The organism is Sphingomonas sp. PvP055 (assembly GCF_040546365.1).
GTDB classification, from domain to species: domain Bacteria; phylum Pseudomonadota; class Alphaproteobacteria; order Sphingomonadales; family Sphingomonadaceae; genus Sphingomonas; species Sphingomonas echinoides_A.
In genome coordinates this window covers 37,449-57,779 of the sequence record NZ_JBEPNS010000002.1, presented here as the reverse complement: position 1 = coordinate 57,779, position 20,331 = coordinate 37,449, and the positions used below count along the sequence as shown (strand labels likewise).

The following is a 20,331-nucleotide window of genomic DNA, read 5'->3' as shown; positions in this document are numbered from 1 at the left end:
CGACGACGTGTGCGGTGGGGACCGCACGGGCATGCGTGCCGGTCGCGATGGCGTCCGGCTGGCGCGGATGTCGGCCGTTCGCGGGAGGTCCCTGCCGGGTTCGCTCGACGCCCCGGGGATTACCGTAATGCCATTCCTATTGTCTCGCCTCGCGGTCGCGGGGGCTTTCCTGTCGCCTGTGTTCGCAGCACCTCTTAATGCTCAATCCACGCCCGCCCCCGACAACGAAGACATCCTCGTTGTTGGCCAGCATGCTCAGGACACGCTCACCACGCCGAATGCGACCGGCAGCCGCCTGGGCCTTACGCCGCTCGAGACCCCCGCGACGCTCTCGGTCATCGACGGCGCCACGATCCGCGCGCGCGGCGATATGTCGGTGATCGACGCGACGAGCCGTGCGCCGGGCATCAGCAACGCCGGCAACCCCGGCAATGGCGGCACCGCGCTCGCCGCACGGGGCTTCAGCGGTCAGGGATCCGTGCTCCAGCTCATCGACGGCATCAGGCTGTTCCCGGCTGCGGGCACGATCACCTTTCCGACCGATCCGTGGATGGTCGAACGGATCGACGTCCTGAGCGGTCCGGCCTCGGTGCTCTACGGCCAGGGTGCTCTGGGCGGCGCGGTCAATGTCCTGATGCGCAAACCCGATACGCAGCGGACGCAGGTGGAGGGAGAGATCGGCTATGGCTCGCAGGACAGCTTCCATGTGGCGGCGGGCGCAGGGGGGCCGATCACCGAGCGCCTCTCCTACCGCATCGACGGAAGCTATCGTCGGTCCGACGGCTATGTCGATCGTGGCCAGTCGCGCAGCCATGCCGTCTCGGGCACGCTGCGCTGGACACCGACCGACACGCTCGTCGTCACCGCGCGGGACGATTACGGCGACCAGAAGCCGATGCGCTATTTCGGCACGCCGCTGATCGAGGGACGGCTCGACGACCACATCCGGGACCGCAACTACAACACGCGCGACGGCTTTATCCGCTACCGGGACAACCGCACCAGACTGCAGGTCGACTGGACGCCGAGCGATGCGGTCACCGTCAGCAACCAGGCCTATCGCCTCACCTCCAAACGCTCCTGGCTCAATCTCGAAACCTATTGCTGGATCGCCGCAGACGGGGCCTGCGCCAACGGCAGCGCCAATACCGGTACGCCCGGCCGCATCCTGCGCACCGACATGACCGGCATCGTCCACGACCAGACGCAGTGGGGCGATCAGGGGAGCGTGACGTTCAGGACGGACGTCGCCGATGGCGTCGGCAACGACTTTGTCATGGGCTTCGACGTCAACCTCATCAAACTGACCTACTCCCACAATTTCGAGTCTGACCCGCAGGTTTCGGAAGTCGATCCCTTCGCGTTCGATCCCGGTCTGATCGTCGACACGCAAGGCATCGCACCGCGCTATCGCACACGCACCAACGAATATGCGGTCTTTGCCGAGGACCGGCTTAAGCTCGGCACGCACGTCTCGATCGTCGGTGGCGTCCGCTACGAGCGCGACACAATCCGCCGCTGGTCGATCGACTATCCGGGCGGCACCGGCACCGAGACGTTCGTGCTCGCCAAGCGGCTGCACAATGTGACCTGGCGGGTCGGGAGCGTCTATCAGCCGATCCCGACGGTGTCGCTCTATGGGCAATATGCCACCGGCGTGGACCCGCTGGGGACGCTGACCACCTATTCGACCGGGCAGGTGCAGTTCAGCAACGCGGTCGGCGACCAAATCGAGGTCGGCGCCAAGGCGGTGTTCCTCGACGGTCGCGGCACCGCCACCCTCGCCGCCTACCGCATCGTCAAGAAGCGCTTGCTGGCACAGCTGACCCCGACGAGCCCGGTCGAGCAGGTCGGCCAGCGATCGGCTAAGGGTATCGAGGCTGCGGTGTCGCTCGATCTGCCTTACGGCGTCGGGATCGATGCAAATGGCAGCGTGCTCGACGCGACGTTCGACGACTTCGTCTCTGGCGGCTCGAGCTTCGACGGCAATACCCCGCCAGACGTCCCCGAGACGCTTGCCAATCTCTGGCTGCGTTGGAACGCAACGCGCTCGCTCCAGGCACGCGCCGGACTGCGCTATGTCGGGCGCCGCTATTCGGACAATGCGAACAGCTTTCGCGTCCCCAGCTACATCACGGTCGATGCCACGCTCTCTTATGCGGTGACGCCGCACCTCGCGGTCGATATCCACGCCTACAATATGTTCGACCGGGACTATGCGCTCAGCACGTACAACAACGAGCAGTGGGTCCTTGGCCGTCCCCGCTCGGTCGACGTTTCGCTTCGTGTCAGCTTTTAACGGCCTCAGGCGGCCGGCGCTTGGCAAGACTGCCCGGCGCTGGCTGTACCTCGTTCATCGCTGGATCGGCATCGCCAGCTGCCTGTTCTTCGCCATGTGGTTTCTGTCCGGGCTGGTGATGGTCTACGTGCCTTATCCCTCCCTCTCGCCAGCCGAGAAGCTGGCTGGGAGCGAGGCGATCGACTGGGCAGCAGTGAACGTGCCGCCTCCGCTGGACGGCGGACGGCTATCGCAGGAGCTATTGCTCGAGATGCGCGACGGCGCGCCTGTATGGCGCGTGACCGGGTGGGATGGGACGCACACCACTCTCGCCGCCAGTCGCGGTACCGTCCTGCGGCCAGTCGATGCTCGTTACGCCGGTCGGGTCGCTGGCCGCTTTGCCAACGCACCGACGAGGCACGTAGAACGACTGACCCGGGATCAGTGGACGGTTGCTGGCGGCTTCGATCAACATCGTCCACTTTGGAAGGTTGCGCTTGCCGACGCGTCCGGCACGGAGGCCTATGTGTCCTCGACGACGGGCGCCGTCGTTCAAATGACCACCCGTCGCGAGCGGTTCTGGAATTGGCTCGGCTCGGTGCCGCACTGGGTCTATCCGACGGTTCTACGACAGGATCAAACGGCTTGGCGTCAAGTCGTGCTATGGGTGTCTGGTCCCTGCATCGCCGCGGCGGTTGCGGGGATGTGGATCGGCATCCTGCGGACCCGCATCGGCGCACGGCGCTTCAAAGGCGGACGAATGACACCCTACAATGGCTGGATGCTCTGGCATCATGTCGCGGGGCTGGTGGGTGGTGCTTTCCTGGTCGCCTGGATCTTTAGCGGTTGGCTGTCGGTAGACCCTGGTCATTTGTTTGGCGGGACTAAGCCGGACAAGGCGGCGATGCGAACATATCAGGCGTCCGATCCGATGCCGGGCCTGGCACTCGACCGGCTCGGCATATCAGCCGAAGGTGCGGTTATAGCGCAGTTGACTGACCATGCGAGAAATCCGCTCATCTTGCTCTCCTATCGCGACGGGCGGCGAGTAGTGTTGAATACAGCCACACTCGCGCCATCCCAAGCTACACAGGTGGCCATCGTGAGGGCCGCACGTCATCTGGAGAGCCCCGCGCCGCTACTCTCGGTCGATTGCCTGACGGCGCCCGATGCATACTGGTATGCGGTCGGGACGCTACCGCGTCTGCCAGTGTTGCAGCTGCGTTTCGCCGATCCGGCGCAGACTTGGTTCTATATCGATCCCGCTACCGGGGAAGTTCTCCGGACGGTCGATGAACGACAGAGGGTGTACCGCTGGCTATTCAACCTCCTCCACAGATGGGATCTGAACACGCTGACATTGCACCGGCCGGCCTGGGATGGACTGATCTGGCTGTTCTCGATCGCCGGTGTAGTGACATCGATAAGCGGCATCTGGCTGGGATGGAAAAGGCTCGCACGATGAACCACGGGAACCCCCGTGTAGCGTGCAGGCGGGAGGTGTCCGCTACGTAGGTGACCCTTGCACGAATAGGCTCGACGACGAGCATCGACTCTCAAAAGCTGAGGCCTATCCGGACAAACATCGTTCGTCCACCAAAGCCAAATGGCGAAATTGCGTTATAGGGTTGGGTCCCGGCATTGTCGGCCCCGTTGGTCCCGGCCGCAACCGAAGCCGTGCTCGAAGCGATATTCTCGTCCGGGTAAACGTCGAACACGTTCTGGGCGCCTGCGCTTAAGCGTAGCAGGCGCGTCGCCTGCCACGAAACCTCGATGTCTGTCAGCACGTCAGCGCCGAAGCGCTGGATGATGTCAGAGTTCGCGCTGGTCGCGGACACTGGCACGAAGGTGACGTCATAACCCGGCGTGAGTGCCGCGATCTGGGCTGGGGTGCGGTTGGTCAGCGCCACGGTCGATACCTCGCCGTAGCGCGTGTTTGTCAGCGAGATTGCAAACGGTCCGCGCGAGTAGTTGAGGTCAAGCGTTACCTTGGTTCGCGCGGCAGACTGTCCGAGAAGCGCAGCTGTTGCGTCACGTCGAACAAGGGGGTGGTGATACCAAGCGCGGCGAGCGGCGCAGGTGTCCCTGCAATACGATCGAAGACCGTCTTGTTGTAATTACCGGCGAGCGTTCCACTGAACATTCCGTCCGCGATGCGGGACCGATAGTTGACAACTAGATCCACCCCCCGGGTTTTCGTATCAACGGCATTGGTCAGGTAGGACAGAGCGCTGAAATTGCCCTGGCCATTGACGGCAAGGCAGGTGGTCAGCCGCGTGTCCTGGAAGGTGGAAGAGATCGCAATGCGGTCGCGGACCTTGATCTGATAGGCGTCGAGCGTTGCCGTGAAGCTACCAGCTCCGAAGACGACACCCGCCGAAACGTTGCGCGACTGCTCAGGCTTGAGGTCGGTAGCCCCGGCTAGGCGGGCTGCCGGGCTGTCGACGGACGCCACCCGCACGATCGCCTGCTGGCCGTTCAAGATCAGCGTGTTGGAAGCGTTATAACCCGATTGCGCGAGTGCAGGCGCCCGGAAGCCTGTGTTGTACGAGGCACGGGCTGCCAACCCGCCAAACAAGCCGAGCCGTCCGGCCACCTTGAAGTTCGTCGTGCTCCCGAAGTCGCTGTAGTTTTCGTGCCGCACAGTACCCTGTAGCAGCAGCCGATCGAACAATGTCTTTTCAGCATCGCCGTATACCGCCCAGCTGCGACGGCTAAGCGAGGCACGATCATCGGCACTGTTGCTAGGACCCGGCTGCGCACCGATGATCGCCGGCCGTCCCGCATTCGGCCCGTCGAGGATCGGCACACCGCCGTTCAGATACCCTGCGGGTGCCCCGGAAAACAGGCGATAGGTTTCCTCACGATATTCGAGCCCTGCAGCAACTTTAAGCGGCTCGGCGTCACCCAGCGATATCTCGCGTGTCACATCGAGATTGTTCGTCCACTGGTAGAAATCGGAACGCAGCCGGTTGAACCGCCGCGGCGTCGATGTCCCGTAGGAGACGTTGACGCTATTGTCGTAATTGAGGTCCTGCGTGTTGAGGCCGTAGACCGTCGACAGATCCCAGCCAAATCCCGCGAGATTGTCGCCGCGCAGTCCAATCGCTGTCGACAGGTTCTCAATCTTGGAATCAAGAATGGGCCGATACCCGTCCGGATTGATGCTGCGTATGGTCTCGTCCTGACCAGCGCGGCGAAAAAAATACTCGATGTCGCCATCGAGTCGGTTGTACCCACCAAACGCATAGATTTCGACATTCTCTGAGGCGGGGGCGACGAAATTGTAGAATAGCTGCGCGTTCGTATTAGGCTGGTCCCCGAAGCGGAACACGTTGCGATCGATCGTCGCCTCGCGCGGGTCGAGCGTGCCGTTCGACGGCGTGAGGCCGGTGCCCGAGCCGTAGTTGCCTGAAAGCGCGGTGGGCCGTCCTGCAGCGTTCGTACCGAAATACTGCTGCCTGGTATCGGCCCGAGACCTGTCGGTGCCTTCATGCTGCTGGAACGACGCGGTCAAGCGGAACACACCGTCCTTGCCCACACGAATACCCGATGAAACACTGGCCTCGCCGTAAGCACCGTCGCCTTTAGTCGTGATACCACCAGTTACCTACGCACGTGTCCCGACCGAGCGGTCGAGAATGAGATTGATGACGCCTGAAATTGCATCCGACCCATATTGTGCAGACGCACCATCGCGCAGCACCTCGGCGCGCGACAGCGCGAACGAGGGAATGGCATTGAAGTCGACCGAGACATCGCCGCGCCCAATGCCGTTGCTGGAATTAAGATCGCTTGAGGTGTGACGTCGCTTGCCGTTCACGAGCACCAGAACCTCACCCGGCCCAAGACCGCGCAGCGAGGGCGGCACTAGATAATCGCCAACGCCGGATCCTAATGGCCGGGGCGTATTGAAGCTTGGTACCTCGACCTTGAGCTGCTGGATAAGATCGACCCGACCACTCTGCTGAAGTTGGTCTCGTCCGATTGAATCGACTGGTGTCGCTGACTGTGTCGACGTTCGTCCGCCAAAACGACTGCCGGTGACGATGATCGCCTCGCCTTCGGTCTCGACCGAGGAATCACGTTCCTGCGCCAGGGCAGGCATCGACGCAGCGGCCGAAAGCAGCAATGCTGCACGACATACACGTAGATTCACGCTAAACCCCCTTTTGTAATGTTATCTTGTATCCCAACGGGCTTTGGCGCGGGGATCAATTAGGGTCAAGCAGGAGGCGCGAAATTGAACGGGCGGAGAGCATTCATGAAGATGGTTGGCGGCACCGCTGCGGGAGCCTCGCTCACTGGGGCGCTATTAGCATCCGACACTGCGGTAGATGACGTTACGGCGCGCTACGATGTTGATCGCCGCCTCGCCAACTTCGACGCTGCTTATTATGGCGCGATGACGCGGACAGTCGCTGCTACGTATCGTGGTCATGACGAGTGGGTAAACCGCAACAATGCGCTGTTTCTACGTAGCGCCCTGCCGGGGCCATCGCGAGACGAGCGCTTGCAACAGTCCACCGAGAGCGTCGCCAGCCTCATTGGAGCTCGTACAGAAGAGGTGGCGCTATGCGGCGGGGGGACGGAAGCGCTCTACAGCTTCATCGTCAATTACCGGCTCCTGAAGGCCGGTGAGGCGATCATTACTGCCGACGTCGATTACGACGAGATGCAGCACGCCATGGCTTATCTCGCATCATCCCGCGACGCGCAACATGTCCGCATCGCCATCCCAGAGCCCTCGACCACAGCCAACATCCTTGCAGCCTACGAGAAAGCCTTGCGAGAAACACCGCGGGCGCGACTGTTGCTCCTGACGCATGTGTCGAACCGCAGTGGGCTCGTCCTGCCAATCCACGAGATTGCGGCGATGGCCCGGAAACGGAACGTCGATGTTATTCTCGACAGCGCACAGTCTGTCGGTTTGCTGCCTGTCGACGTAGACAATCTCGGTATCGACTTCATGGGGTTCAGCTTGCACAAATGGGTGGCTGCCCCACTCGGCACGGGTGCGCTGTACATCCGCCGCGGACGGCTGGGCGACATCACGCCGTGGCTGGGAAATCATATTCACAAGGATGACGATATTCGTGCTCGTGTGCCGACCGGCACCGTCGACTTCGCCGCACGGCTAACCATACCCGCGGCTATCAGAGAGCATCGTTCATTAGGGCAGGCGCGGAAGCTGGAAATTCTGGCGGCCAAACGCAAACACTGGACGAACGGCGTTCGTAGCCTACCTGGCGTGCAACTGGTCCATTCCGAAGAACCAAGTCTGGGTGCTGTCATTGGTGCATTTAGACTACCCGGTCAGAAAAGTTGGGATCAGGCGCGCGCTGCGCAGCAGCGTTTTCTTGAAAAGCATCAGGTTCTCGTCGTCGCTAAACAGGGGCTGGCATCCGGGCCCGTGCTGCGAGTGACGCCCGCCTTGTTCAATACCAGTGATGAACTGGATCGACTGGTGGATGCTATTCGAACAGAGCGTGCAATGTTTAAATGACTAGAAAGATAAGACGCTTTATCTGCCAAGGCGCTCAGGTGAGCAGCGATCATCGCCGGTAATCCTGCTCCACCAGCGGCTGTAGCTAGTGATGCTTGACGCGCTCGTCGATGCGCCCGTTCATTTCATGCGCACCGGCTAGACGAATGGCGTGAGCAAGAAGGTTTTGCCAATTTGGAACGAATAAATTCCACGCCTAGGCAGAATCTGCTGCGTAAGTGTTGGCGCAGAAGTGACGGCAAACACACGATAGTCGCCAGTTGGGGTCGGCGACGGCGTTTTGCGACGATCGAGAGGCTGCCGCCCGAAATCACCTGTTTGTCGCACAACCGTGATTACGACCGGGTTTTCCGCGCATCCGGCCGCTGAACGGCAATAATTAGTGGAAAGCGGCCACACGAAGCACGGATCACCGGCTCACTTTAGGAGTGCTCGGCGCGCGCCAATCTGTGGAGTGCGAGCCAGGTTGGGTAGAGCCACGTAGCTGCGTAGACGAATGCGAAAGCAATCGCGTAAGGCGGCAGCCCCTGTATGAATCCTCTTGTCGCGCCGACTGCAATTACGAGAACCGACCAACCGGCGAAGATCCATCCGAATGCCATCCAAAGCTGGTTTTGAGACGTCGGAAGGCGGAACGCGTATGCCGTTACTCCGATACAGGCGATTACCTCGATCGGAAAGCCTATGATATCGTAGGTATCTCGTGCGTGCGGGGTCAGGCCCACCAAAAAGAAAACCACCAATACGACGGCGAACAGCTTCCACAGCATCAGACCCTCCAGACGGCAAAGGATCTGAGCAGATTATATTGTCAGGCGATTAACAACCGCTTCCGTCGCGCAAGCGCACGTCCGCCTTTGGGCGACTGCGGTACGTCCGCTTTTTGATTCTGCGTGGTCGCCTGCGCCGATTAAGAAGCAATGCAGCTTCTGGAGCACGCGACGGACAACTGCGCAGCCGCGCGGGGGGATACCCTCCGCCGTGCTCTTAAAAGAGCACCGCGAGCTTTGTAGCGCATCTGGCTAAGAAAATGCCTTCGTACCCCCGCCTAACCCCAGCACTTCGCCGCTCATGGAGGCACGAGTGTCTGAAGGTAGGCGATGTAGACCAACAGCATTTACATTAACAAAAGGCGGGCAGCCTTGCCAAAGACCGCCCGCGTTCAGCCGGCGAGGAGGCAACTTACGTGAAGGAAACGCGCGTGCTGACCTTCTGCCGGCGTCGCATCGCGATCCCTATCGCGCCCATTCCAAATATCATCATGCCCCAAGTGGCAGGCTCGGGGACGGCAGAGGTGACGCCGTCAGCATACGCAAAACCTGCGGCGTTGTCATGATTGACTACATAGAAACCAGGATCGGAACTAGATGCTAAACTTACGCCTGTCTGATCCTCAGTAACACCAAAACCGCCGGCCGTCTGCCCAAAGCCATTTATAGGTACTCTCGCAAAAGAAAGCACATCTAAATAACCTGTGTCGATATATAGGAATTTATCATTCGCAGATACGTAGCTTAAAGTGTAAGAGTTGTCTGGAGTTAGTGTGTAAGAATTTATTTCATCTGAAAGATTGATGCTGTAATTAATAAAATTAGCTGCGAGCTGACCTACGCCGCCATCAGTTGTAAACGAATAATTGGCGGTTACCGGCCCAACCTGCTGCGAACCCTTATAAGTAATTGGCGCAGCCAAAGCGCCGCTTGCTAAGGCTAACCCGCCGACCGTGACCAGCAGCTTAAAGGTTGTCAGCAACATCGTCCTCTCCATCCAGCCGCGCTGGAGGCGAGGCAACTGCGCAATAGCGAGACGATCCTGCAAGAGTCTAGAGTAGTAAACGTTGTACAACGACGGGATCGCGCCGTTCTGACTTTATGCAGATGAGCGTGTCGTTATCAGACGATACAATCTCCGCTACACGAGGCGGACAACCCCTCCGCCGCGCGCTTCGATCGCGCTGAGTTTTTCGCCGTCCGACAAGCCAGACTGGGAAATTTTTACCCCCGCGTTAACCCCGCCGGCGCAGGGGCTTCGTACCTGCGAATGTCTGAAGGTGGGTGGAAAGCCGCCTGTCCGCTTTCGGGAGGCGAACGGCGTAAGCGGACGTTCGTTCAGGCAGCTAAGCAGGGGGCTCCATAGCCATTTGGGGGAAAACGGCCCGGCCGCTTTAGGCCGGCGGTCGCCGTAAACAGCCGTTCGTTTAGATAACGTAGCGGGGGGCCGGAAGACTGCCTCTGGGCAAGGGCGCCTATGCAAAGTGGATCAGCTGAAAAGTCTTAATACCGGGTACGAATTAGCGGTTAGTCAGCCATTTTTGCAAGGCTGGATCACGGTTGTTCGAGTCAGTTTGCCAGGAACAAGTCGCGCGCGATTGGGCCACGGCAGTTGAAAAGAACTTGAGCTTGGACTCGCATTCCCTCGCGGAGCGCGTCCCACGTGTTTTCCGGTAGGTGGTCCGCATTCAAAAATACCTGTTGCATCATCTCCGGGACCGCAAGGTAGCCGTGGTTGGCCGAAAGCTTCGCAACCGTCGCGCCAAACCTGCCGTTGGCGAGCGGACCCTCGATCGGTAGGCGCGGTCGGTCGCGGTCGGTCCAAGGGGCCGGCGACCGCGCCGCCGCACGCACGACGGCTGCGAACTCGTCATTTTCGCGGCGCATGAAGTGGTAGCGGACGGCATGCACGTGCATGACGACGTTCGCGTCCTCGAAGGTGAAGGCCCTACGCAGCGGGCCGAGCTGCGCGTCGCGGAAGTCGTCGGCCTCCTTGACTAGGAGCTCGAACAGGACCTGGTTAAGAAGGCGGCTCTGCGGCTTCTCAGCTAGGCAGCGCCGAACGGCATCCATGGCACTTGGCAGGTCGCGGTCGGCGACGAGTCGGGCGTAGGAGGCAGCCACGAACTCGAGGTGGGGCTGCTGCGAGAGGGTTCGCCGGAGCATCCCCAAGCCCTTCTCCTCCTCTCCGAGCAGCTTGCGCAGCCGGAATGCCTCCCGGGTCAGCCGTTCGAAATCGGGCGCGCCCGCCAGTCCCTGTTCCAGCGCGCGTTCGGCGTCCTCCACCAGCCGGATAACGCCGGGTTCAGCGGGGGCGTCCGATCCCTTCGGCAGCGTACGAAGCGCATCCTCAAGGTCGTCGATCGCCAGGCCAGCCTTGGCCGCGAACAGATACGGGTCGTTGCCGGCCCGGGGCTTGATCTCCGCCAAGACGGCGCGGGCCTTGTTCCTCATTGACCTCCTTGCCAGCGGATCCTTGATCTGCTCCGCCCTGCGGGCGAGCAGGGTGGCCTGGGTGTGCTTAAGCGAGGTGTCGCGAGGTTGCAGCCGTGTCGCGGCCTCCAAGCGCTCTGCGGCAACATCGAGGTCGCCGCCAGGGGAATTCATCTCTAGGATCGCCTGCTGCTGCATAATGAACGCATCCTCGCCGGTGACCCGCTCCGCGACCTTGAGGATGCGTCTCCGTTCAACCAGACCTGCGCTGAGGTCGCGCAGATTGCGCGCAGACAGCATCTTACGCATGGCCGCGTTGTCCGATGCGTAGCTCGGGTTTAGTCCCTCAATTACTCGGACGTATTGCTCCGACTGCTTCGTAGGGGTGTCGAGAATGCGCCGAAAAACGATGTCGGCGATGTGGGGGTGTCTCGCGCGGTAGGCGTAGTCCCGCGAGCGTGGATCCATTTCGGCGAACACCACGCCTGAGAGCGGTCCGAGGAAGCGCTTGCCGAAATCCACAAAGCGCATACCCATCACGCGCTGGACGAGGCCCGCGCGCACCGGCACGCCGAAGCGATTAAGCGTGCACACCAGGAGATAGAGTTCTTGCGCCTCGGAAAGCACGATGCGGTGATACTCGTCCACGATCAGCTGCTCGAGCGGCTTGCCCTGCGTAGCTTCGTAGAGGGCCACCAACAGCTGGCGATCTGCGAGCTGCTCGAATGTGGCAATTCGCTCCTCGGGGCGAAGCGGCTCCAGCAGCCCGAGGGCGCTGTGCAGCTCCAGCTTGACGAGGATGTCGCGGATTTCCCTCTCGGCCAGGTTCCGAAGCTCGAATTCACCGCGGATCATACGGGCGAAAGGTTCTAGGCCAGAGCCGAAGGATGCGTGTGTGTCGACGAGGAGGAGTGTCGTGGGAACGCCTGCCGAGCACAGGCGCGCCGTCAGATCGTCGAGCGAGCGCAGCTGGTCGGCGGCTTGGTCCACTACCAGTGTGACCGGAAGCCCGGTTAACCCATGCAAGTCCAGAAGCGGGTCGGCGCGGAGGTGCACGCCCGGTCGACAATGCAGGACGAGGCGGTCGTGCTTTACCGCGAGGTCGTAGGCTAGCCGCCGGGCGAATACCGTCTTTCCCGCCCCGGCCACTCCACGGACGCAGACCACGTTCAGCTCGCCCGGCGTGTGCTCTAGGTCGAGAAGGCGCAGCATCACGGTCGAGTAGATCTGCCGTTCGATGTCGTAGCCGCGCTCGATCGGGTCCCAGGATTCGGACTCGCCCTTGAAAAATAGCTTGGCGTCCACCGCGTTGCTCGGCAGGCCGGCGTGAACGTGCTCGACGTTGTCGGTAAGAAAGGCGAGGATCGAGGGCGGACAGGGCACGTTGCGACGAAAGTGGCGCTCGATGGAATGCTTCGCGGGGGCCACCGCTCCGTAGAGCTTGCGCGCGAGAGGTTCGACGGCCGCGTCTAGCGCTGCCATGAAATCCTCAAAGGACGCCTTGATCGGTAGCATGCGTTTGCGGCCAAGCAGAGCGACGTCGAACTCGTTAATGCCCGGGCTGACGAAGTAGTAGGTCGGCCTGGTGGCGGCGTCAGCGTCAACTGAGTGTAGGATTTCCCGGAGGTGGTGGTCCGCGAGTCTGGTGCCCACGAACACCACGGGCATCTCGCGCGCCAGATCCTCGAACCGGCCAAACAGGCGCTTCCTGTTTTGGCGGTAGGTAAGGTACGAATCCTGGGTCAGAATGAGCGGGGTGGCGGGATCGTGGAGGTAGTCGATCGTGCCGTGCAGCTTGTAGTAGGGCAGAGGATCGACGACCGTGGCGAGGTCTCGTTCGATGCCAGTGTCCCTAAATATCGGCTTGAGCGTCTGCAAAGGCGTGACCGCGTCCCAGCCTGCTTCGACCAACAGGTCGTAATTCGTACCGAAGACTGCCTTCCACCGGAACTTGGGAAGGAGAAGGTGGGCCGGGGTTGGCTCGAACCCGCGTACTGCGTTGGCGACGAACTGATCAAGCTCGGCTCTGCCGGCCACTGTTTCGGCGAGGCTGGCAACCTCGTCGAGCGAACGGTCTTTGCATGTGCTTGCAAGGAATCGGTCGCAGACGAGGTCCCGGAGGGCGTCGCCGAGTGGTATTACCCCGTCGTCCGCGCGCTTCGCGCCAAAAGACGCCCCCGCACCAAGGAACAGTACTGCCTCGCCCCGCTTCATCGCTTCCGCCAGCGAGGCGGGGATGTCAGGCAGCGTCACAGCGGGGCGTCCGCCCGCGGAAGGGTTCGGTCGGTCATCGTGGCTCCTTTATCGCCGCAACACGGTTCGAGGTCCAGTTCCTGCACGCAGTGGTCGTTCTGCGGACTTGGCGACGTACTCGAAACGCCTGCCGCGAGCGGTACATAAGCGTCCGCTTCGGGGCGCTGGCCAATTAAGCGCGAATGGCCGCATGTGGGTCCTCGTGGCGGTGATCCGCCGGCAGGACGCGACCAGACCCGGCCGTTTAGCTTGGCCACAGCGAACATCTGCTCCTGATAGAAGCTGCCGTATTGACGCCTCGAAGTGGACTGACTGCAACGCGCCTGATCTCGGTTGTTCAGCCTGTTCCTACTCAATCCGGTCGGGACCAGTGACGCAGCTTCGGCTCAACGCCCTCCAGCCAAAGCAGGCCGTTATATCGGACACGCGTATCCGGCCTCCGCCTGGTTTCGTCTTCGACCGCCATGCGCTCGCCGATTACCGTCCAAACCGGCGACAAACCGTGCGCCTCAGTCAGCAACATCAAGGCCTCCCTTCTGATCAAGGCAGCGCTGTGCCCGGAACGCTGGCTCGTCACGATGACCGGCACGTCATGCGCGTTGCGATAGACGCCGAGACTTGCCGGATCGCCACGCAGACCTAGTTCGGCTACGAGCCAGCTGATCGGAACGTGCCGACCAAATCCATCGGGCAGACTGCCATCCATATGGCTCTCCCAGCTGAAATCGACGGTCGGCTTGATTACGCGGTAACTGCGTTCCTCTGGACCGCGGACTTCGATTGTAGACCAGGGGTCGGCGCTCCAAGTCGCCCGCCGGCCTAACTCCCCAATATAGGGACCATCCACGCGCTGGTTGGGTAACCATTCGTGAAAGTCGTCGGAATTGGCTTCGGTCTCGGCGACGAACCTGTCGCGATCTTCCCGCGGCAAAAGCAGCAAGGCGAGAAAATAGAATTCACTCTGCACCCACGGCGTGTCGAGGAACCTCTTTTTGTGCTCGACATCGACGTCGATGTCCTGGGAAGCGTACCGGTACAGCGCAACCCAGCCGTCGGTGGTTAGATCGGAGCCCAGCGCCAGTGACAGGCGCTGGGGCGCTAGGTCCGCATCGAATACCCAGCCCTTGCGCTTGTCCCCTGGCAGGACCGCAAAAGCGAGAGGCGGAATGTCGGGCAACTCGGGGGGCAAGGGTGCTTTGGCGTCGGATGGCATGATCGACGGCTCAATGTCCCGAACGAATTCGATATCTAACGGATCGTCATAGACCCGTGCCGGCTGACCCCAATCTGGTTTCAGCCAGAAACTGTCGGCAAGGCGCGCCATCAATTCCATAAGAGCAATGCGCTGATATTTCTTGCCGATCCGCTCTACGCGGCCATGGTCTTTGTGGCGTGCGTCGCGAGTGCGGTCGTTACCGAATAGCTTGTTGGTCCAGCCGAGAGAGATCGCACGGTTGGCGACCCATAGCTTGGCGCGATGCGCATCGACCTCTTTGCCCTGTCCCTTGCCGGGGATGAGCCAGCGATGGTCCGAGCCGCCCTTTGCCCATTCCTTAGCCTCAAGCTTGAACCGCTGTGAATCCGCTAGAGAAAGAAGCGCTAGAAATGCCTTCTCCGCCCTCTTGATCCTGGGCACGTCCCCCTTGCTGATGCTCACGCTGAAGGGGTTCTGCTCGAAAATCATGCTTCTGATGTCGTAGGCCGCGCGCAGCTCCTCGAACGCCTCCAGCACGTCTGGTCGGCCCGCGACAATGTTGTCGAAGAAGTTTCTGCCCGTCTCTTCGAAGGTCAGCGGTCGCGGCCCAGTAAGTGGTGCTGCGGCAAAACGCTGAACCCGGTGTTCCAGAATGTAGCGACCAAAGTCTGCCAGGCTTTTATAGCAAGAGTAGAGAATGGCATCCGCGCCAACACGCGCACTTCGGGCTTCGACGCGTGCCTCGGTGATGTTGAAGACCGGCGCCTTTGATCCATAGGGCGGCCGACACTGGGTAATCTCGATGTGCGGGGGCAGAGCGGCTGCGGTTGAGGCGAGCTCGACAACGCCGCGGGCATAGTCGCGGGCGAGAAGATGTATCGGCGGTTCGCCCTTGGCGAAGCAATGCGTCCAGATGGCTTCAGCAAAGATCGCGAGATGCGTGGGCTCTAGGGTCCGTAGGCTTGCCCCATAGACCGCGGCGTAAAGCCGCTCCACGACGTAGGGATCGTCGCATTCGACGAACGCCCTGAATAGAAGAGGCGTAAGAGAGGGGCGCTCCGCCAGCACGCAGATTAGCGCCTTGGTGGCGCTGTCGCGCAGAATTGCGCTTGTCGAACTTTGGCACCAGGCGAGGGTTAGCGCAGCGAGCGCAAGGGCATCATCCCCAGCTGAGCGAATGCCATCATTCAAGCACCAGTCGATCAATCTCCATGCAGGATGTGCCATGTCCCCATGCGCCCCGTTTATCGCGCAGGTCCAAAACGCGTCCCGCTTCGGCAAGGGACGCTCGATGAGGTTCTTGTGGAGAAGCTTGGCGTTCCAGGGGTGATCTGTCACCACTGCCAACTCGATCAACAAGGAGACCACGTCTTCTTCTGAACGCTCGAGCCGGTTCAGCAGTTCGAGTGTTCGATCAGAAAATGCCGTCGCGGATCGCCACCGGATGCTTTCCACGAACGCATCCTCGACCTCGTAATGCTCCCACCACCGGGCTTCGCCGCCGGGAAGTAGGTCGACGATTTCGGTTTTATAGTGATCGGCGCAGTAGAGGCCGATAGCATAGAACAGGCCGCGCCACTGCCATTCGATTCCATATTTGCCGAGGATGAAGTGGAGGGGGCCGCCTTGTGCAAACAGGCCGGCCGGATCTTTGACGGGCTCCAATAGAGAGCGTGCGACCAGATGGTCCTGGAAGCGCTGGAAGGAGAAGCGCACCACGTCCTCCGGCGCGCTCATTGGATCGGCAGGATCGAAATTCGGGCTAGGATCCAACCGCAACAACCCTCGGAAGCGAAGCAGCTCTAGCCAGGTTTTCCCCGGGGGAGGCGCAATCCCGGCAAACACGTCCTCCACCAGGCGGTGGGCGTCGGGTCGCGTTACATAGTCGGTGCGGGTTGATGCCATTTGCTTTGCCAGCGACAGGAGGGCGTGGCGTACCGGCTGAACGAGCGTCTCCGAACCATCATAGTCAGTACCAAGATGCCGGCCTGTGGACTCGAGTAGGTACGCCAGCACCTCGCTGGTGCCGCGCATCCCTCGCGGGAAGGTCTTCCGGCCCGCCCGTTCTAGAGCAAGACAGGCGGTGCGCAGGAACAAGGGATTGGAGAATTCTGGGTTGAGCCACGGTGTTGCGGGCCTGACGATTCCGCGTCGGTCCATATACACCCGGGCCGCGCGTTCGATTTCGTCGGGCGTGTCGAACCCGCTCACTTCGACCTTGGTCGCCATCGTCTCGATCACGGGCGTTATCAATTGTGGGTAATATTCGATTCGGCAGGATACGCAGAGCGTCAAGTTCGGGAATGCGAGAACCCGCTTCGCGAACGCCTGCAGCGCCGATCGCCAAAGCGCCGCGCCGGCGCCTTCGTTGATCGCATCGATGGCGATCAACGCACGTGTACCTGAGGCCTCGGCGCGAGCATCCATTGCACCGAGCAGATGGTCGAAGTCATGCCCGCTCAGCTCATAGTGGCTCAGGATCTGCGTCTCGGCGGTCCCATGCTGCGTGAAGTCAGTGCCGAGCAGGAACAGGACAGGCGAGCCCGCCTGCAGCCCGCGTTCCACCTCTGACGCGATTAAGTGCGACTTCCCCGAACCGGCGCGGCCACTAAAGAGAAGGAAGCGACTTTGATCACTCCGGCCGGCAGATGAGCCAATTTCATCAAGGAAATTTCTTGTGGCCGACTGGAGCTTTCCCAGCCCTTCGATTAGATAGTCTAGGCCAGCGATGGTCGGGCTTGCCTCAGCCGTTACAGGACCACCATCCACACTCGACGAAGCCTTCAAGGCCTCTCGTTCGGACCTCGCGGCTTGGCTGGCGTCGAAACTAAGTTTGAGTAGATCGTCGCAGATGCTGTGCCAAGCGGCATAGGCGAGCGCATTCTGCCCAGGCGATTTTAGGACCCTTGTAGTGTCGGCAAAGGCTTGGATCTTGGCTGCGACCTCGTCCAGTCGTGCATTGTCGCCCTCATTGCGCGATGGCCGCACACCTAGCTTTGAAACCTCCAGCAGCTCGGCGCGGGCCTCAACGAGTCTAGCGCGATAGGCATCGTTTCGCAGCAGCCCATCGAAGGGCGCGCGTGTCGATACATCGACATGATCTTCTGGATGGTAGCGTTCTTCCAGCGCATCAACGGTGCGGCGACATTCTGCTGCCAGCCAAGCCGGCGACAGCTCGATAGACCCGAACCAATAATCGACCAAGCCCACCATCTTCGGCTCGGTGAGCTTCGCCTCGAGGTCGGGGGCGGTCCATGGTACAAAGGTGGTGGTCCGGCCCAGGCCCTTGGCCTCCGCCTCCCATTTGGCCTTATGATTTTCCCATTGGTCCCATCCGCTGATCTGGGGCCTGCCCTTTGTGGTTTGCCGCTGTGTTTGGCCGGTCATTGCGCAAGCGATGGCGATGTACATCGTCGCGAGCTTGGGATGGGTGGCGAGAGCCGTCTTTACGGAGTCGTCGATCGCGCCCCAATCCACATTCCGGGAAACGGTGTAGAATTTGGCTTGATAGCCATGCTCGCTGCCATCCTCGAGTATCCAGACCGCTTCTACGCCACCGTCGCCGCCTGCCCCGTGGATCCGCCTGAACTCTAGTGCCGTGGCGGGAGGATCCCTCCGTGCGATCTGGCAGACCAGCTCCTCGAAGGTCTCTCGTTGCCCAGCCTCACCGGCGATGATCTTGGTAAAGTCTATCATTTCAGGACCTCCCCAAGCTTCTCGAGTTGCTCATTGAATTTCTGAGGTTGTTCCGCTCGAAGGCGTTCAAGGTTCTGAAGCTTCCATTGTGCCGCTGGCAGTCTGGCGACATCGCTCGGAAAGTTCAGGACGGACCAGTCTGGCTCAAGGGCAAAGAAGGAGCGCAGGAATGCGGATGGCCCAGCTTTCCGAACGCGCGCCTGGATGTCGGCCAAGAGCCGGTCTCGGGCTTCGCGCAGCGCTTCGAGAGGAACCGGTTCAACTGTCATCCCGGTGAACTCGCCGGAATATTGAGGAGCCAAATCGAGCATATGCGGCGCCAGCAGCTCATTTGGCGGACGGTTATGGCCGATCAGGTAGATCAGGAAGGCTGAGAAGATGTCGTCGGTTATACCCTCGTTCGCATAGAGATGGAGGATGTCGAACAGGTCGCGAGGGTGCTGGCGGTCCAATGCAGCCGCGATCTTACCCGCATAGAGGTCGGGCAGGGCGACCACCTTCATTTCGGCGTACCCGAACCGATCTTCAACCGAGGGGCTTACGGAGCGCAGCTCCGGCTCGAACACCGTGCCTCGAAGGACCGGGCTGATTTCGATCTTGATCTGGGTGTTGGCGGACCGCACGATGAGCTTTGCGCCGTCGCCGGAATTTTGTTCGGCGACCTTTGCGCTCAGGCGTTTACGAAGACTTGTGGCGATGCGCGAAAAGGCTTCGCGGATCGCGGCGAGGGACTCATCTCGATCCGCGATTGGCAGATAGACCAGGTCGATATCGACGGAAAGCCGAGGCAGATCGCGGACGAACAGATTGATCGCGGTGCCGCCCTTCAGCGCAAACGCCTCTTCATGTGCGATTTCAGGGATGGCCCGGACGAGCAGTTCTGCCTGTCGGGTGTAGAGTTCGGTCGACATTAGCTGGCTCTGGTTGTTCTCTTTGGCCGCTTGGTTCTCGGCACGGTGATTTGAAATTCGGGGTCATATTCCCCGCCAGGCACGATCTGGCGCTTGCCTGAGCCAAGGTCGAAATCCTCGGCTCGCAGCTTTCGTGACCAGGCATGGCGGTGCTGGCCGACAAAATACAGAAAGAGCCGCTTTGCCTTCACGCTTTTGCAGGCGGCAAGGAGCGGCGCGATTAGCCGAGGCCGCAGGGTGGTGAGGCCCTCAAACAGTTCAGCCCCATGCTCGAAGCTAAAAGTTCGCGGAACCTCTTCGAGCACTTCGAGGATGGCGCGCTCCAGGCTGGAGACGCGGATTTGCTGCTTGCGGACCAGACCGGCCTCTCCGTGGAGGACGGCTGATCCCAGGGTGGAGGTCACCAGGTCAATCGTCCTGGTTTCGATACCCAGATCCGGATCGGCATCGTCGAAGAGTTTGCATGACTTGAGCTCGATATCGGCATTCAGCTCGAGCCGGCGAAGATAAGAGCGAGCGGCGGCCGCGTCGCTGTAGAGCCACACACGCCTGCGGCCCATGGATGCATATTGCCAATAGCCAGCGAGTTCGAGCGCGGTCATCCCTCCAACATGCGCGGGCACGCGCAGGAGCGCTTGCAAGGAGAGCGTGGCGATCTCCCAGCGGATCGTTCCAGCTCCATCTTGCATGGGGCGCCGATAGAGGCGCGTGCCCACCCGTTCCAGCCAGCCTCGTTCGACATAGTCGCGCACGGAGGATGCGGAGAGCCCTATCGAGGTCAGCCAAGCGGTATCAACCACGTAAAGCTCAGGGAGCTCATGGACTAAGCGGTTTAAGAGAGATGCCCTTTTTGCGCGCATGACGCATTATATATCAAATTAATAAACGTAACAACAAGCTCGGTTTAAGTTCCGATGCTTTAAGGGGTGATAGGCGCTAGAAGAGTCGCTATATTAAACCCGGCTAAGAGCGACGCACCAATTTCATGCATTAGGCAGGGCATAGTGAAATCGGGTTGGGGCGTTAGCGGTCATCCGCGCTAGCCGGTTCTGCGACGGCAGCTATTGCCGCTTCAATCCCCAAGAGCGGACGGTCGGCTTACGGCCCAATCTCCGTCGGTCGGCGGTGCAGGTCGGGTAAGCTCCCGACATCGGCTTCTGGCCACACCTGCCGTTCAACACGTGGCCACGGAACGACCGAAAAATCCCAGTTCACGTCATTCCAAAGCAAAAGTCCTCGCCCCCTAACAGGACCGAGAGTCACATTAACGGATGACCGCTTTGGAGGAG

12 protein-coding genes are annotated in these 20,331 nt (G+C 60.8%); 3 read left to right on the top strand and 9 right to left on the bottom strand.

The genetic code is table 11. The features are described from left to right. The first annotated feature begins 127 nt into the window (after positions 1-127). A complete protein-coding gene (locus tag ABIC16_RS18960; RefSeq protein WP_354292423.1) occupies positions 128-2,299 on the top strand; it encodes a TonB-dependent receptor in 2,172 nt (723 codons plus the stop codon). Further along, positions 2,286-3,743 carry a PepSY-associated transmembrane domain-containing protein gene (locus ABIC16_RS18955; RefSeq protein ID WP_354292422.1) on the top strand — a complete coding sequence of 486 codons (1,458 nt, stop codon included), beginning with the start codon at positions 2,286-2,288 and terminating at the stop codon, positions 3,741-3,743. The genes ABIC16_RS18960 and ABIC16_RS18955 overlap by 14 nt, the downstream gene beginning before the upstream one ends. A 91-nt stretch (positions 3,744-3,834) precedes the next feature. On the opposite strand, the gene ABIC16_RS18950 is transcribed toward ABIC16_RS18955, so the two are convergent. The 3 genes from ABIC16_RS18950 to ABIC16_RS18940 form a co-directional block, all read right to left on the bottom strand. Continuing rightward, positions 3,835-4,188, bottom strand: a complete 354-nt coding sequence (locus ABIC16_RS18950) for a hypothetical protein (RefSeq protein WP_354292421.1) — start codon at positions 4,186-4,188, stop codon at positions 3,835-3,837. 74 nt (positions 4,189-4,262) lie between these two features. Further along, the gene (locus tag ABIC16_RS18945) at positions 4,263-5,795 is read right to left on the bottom strand and encodes a TonB-dependent receptor plug domain-containing protein (protein WP_354292420.1); all 1,533 of its coding nucleotides are present in this window, start codon (positions 5,793-5,795) and stop codon (positions 4,263-4,265) included. Positions 5,796-5,888: 93 nt separating this feature from the next. Continuing rightward, positions 5,889-6,410, bottom strand: coding sequence for a TonB-dependent receptor plug domain-containing protein (locus ABIC16_RS18940; RefSeq protein WP_354292419.1), 522 nt, complete (start codon positions 6,408-6,410; stop codon positions 5,889-5,891). Between the two features lie 132 nt (positions 6,411-6,542). Between ABIC16_RS18940 and ABIC16_RS18935 the strand changes: the two genes are divergently transcribed. Then, on the top strand, positions 6,543-7,784 hold the full coding sequence (locus tag ABIC16_RS18935) for an aminotransferase class V-fold PLP-dependent enzyme (protein WP_354292418.1): 1,242 nt from the start codon (positions 6,543-6,545) through the stop codon (positions 7,782-7,784). Between the two features lie 422 nt (positions 7,785-8,206). On the opposite strand, the gene ABIC16_RS18930 is transcribed toward ABIC16_RS18935, so the two are convergent. The 6 genes from ABIC16_RS18930 to ABIC16_RS18905 all read right to left on the bottom strand — a co-directional run bounded on the left by ABIC16_RS18930 (position 8,207) and on the right by ABIC16_RS18905 (position 19,902). Beyond that, complete coding sequence (locus ABIC16_RS18930) at positions 8,207-8,554, bottom strand: hypothetical protein (RefSeq protein ID WP_354292417.1); 348 nt, start codon at positions 8,552-8,554, stop codon at positions 8,207-8,209. A 412-nt stretch (positions 8,555-8,966) separates the two neighbouring features. Then, entirely contained in the window at positions 8,967-9,539 is a 573-nt protein-coding gene (locus tag ABIC16_RS18925; protein ID WP_354292416.1) for a PEPxxWA-CTERM sorting domain-containing protein, read from the bottom strand. A gap of 584 nt (positions 9,540-10,123) precedes the next feature. After that, the gene (locus tag ABIC16_RS18920; protein WP_354292415.1) at positions 10,124-13,240 is read right to left on the bottom strand and encodes a P-loop NTPase; all 3,117 of its coding nucleotides are present in this window, start codon (positions 13,238-13,240) and stop codon (positions 10,124-10,126) included. 352 nt (positions 13,241-13,592) lie between these two features. Then, a complete protein-coding gene (locus ABIC16_RS18915) occupies positions 13,593-18,131 on the bottom strand; it encodes an NACHT domain-containing protein (RefSeq protein ID WP_354292414.1) in 4,539 nt (1,512 codons plus the stop codon). Beyond that, positions 18,128-19,042: a nucleotidyl transferase AbiEii/AbiGii toxin family protein gene (locus tag ABIC16_RS18910; protein WP_354292413.1), complete on the bottom strand. Its 915-nt coding sequence runs from the start codon at positions 19,040-19,042 to the stop codon at positions 18,128-18,130. The genes ABIC16_RS18915 and ABIC16_RS18910 overlap by 4 nt, the downstream gene beginning before the upstream one ends. Next, on the bottom strand, positions 19,042-19,902 hold the full coding sequence (locus ABIC16_RS18905) for a type IV toxin-antitoxin system AbiEi family antitoxin domain-containing protein (RefSeq protein WP_354292412.1): 861 nt from the start codon (positions 19,900-19,902) through the stop codon (positions 19,042-19,044). Before ABIC16_RS18905 ends, ABIC16_RS18910 begins: the two co-directional genes overlap by 1 nt. Positions 19,903-20,331 lie beyond the last annotated feature (429 nt).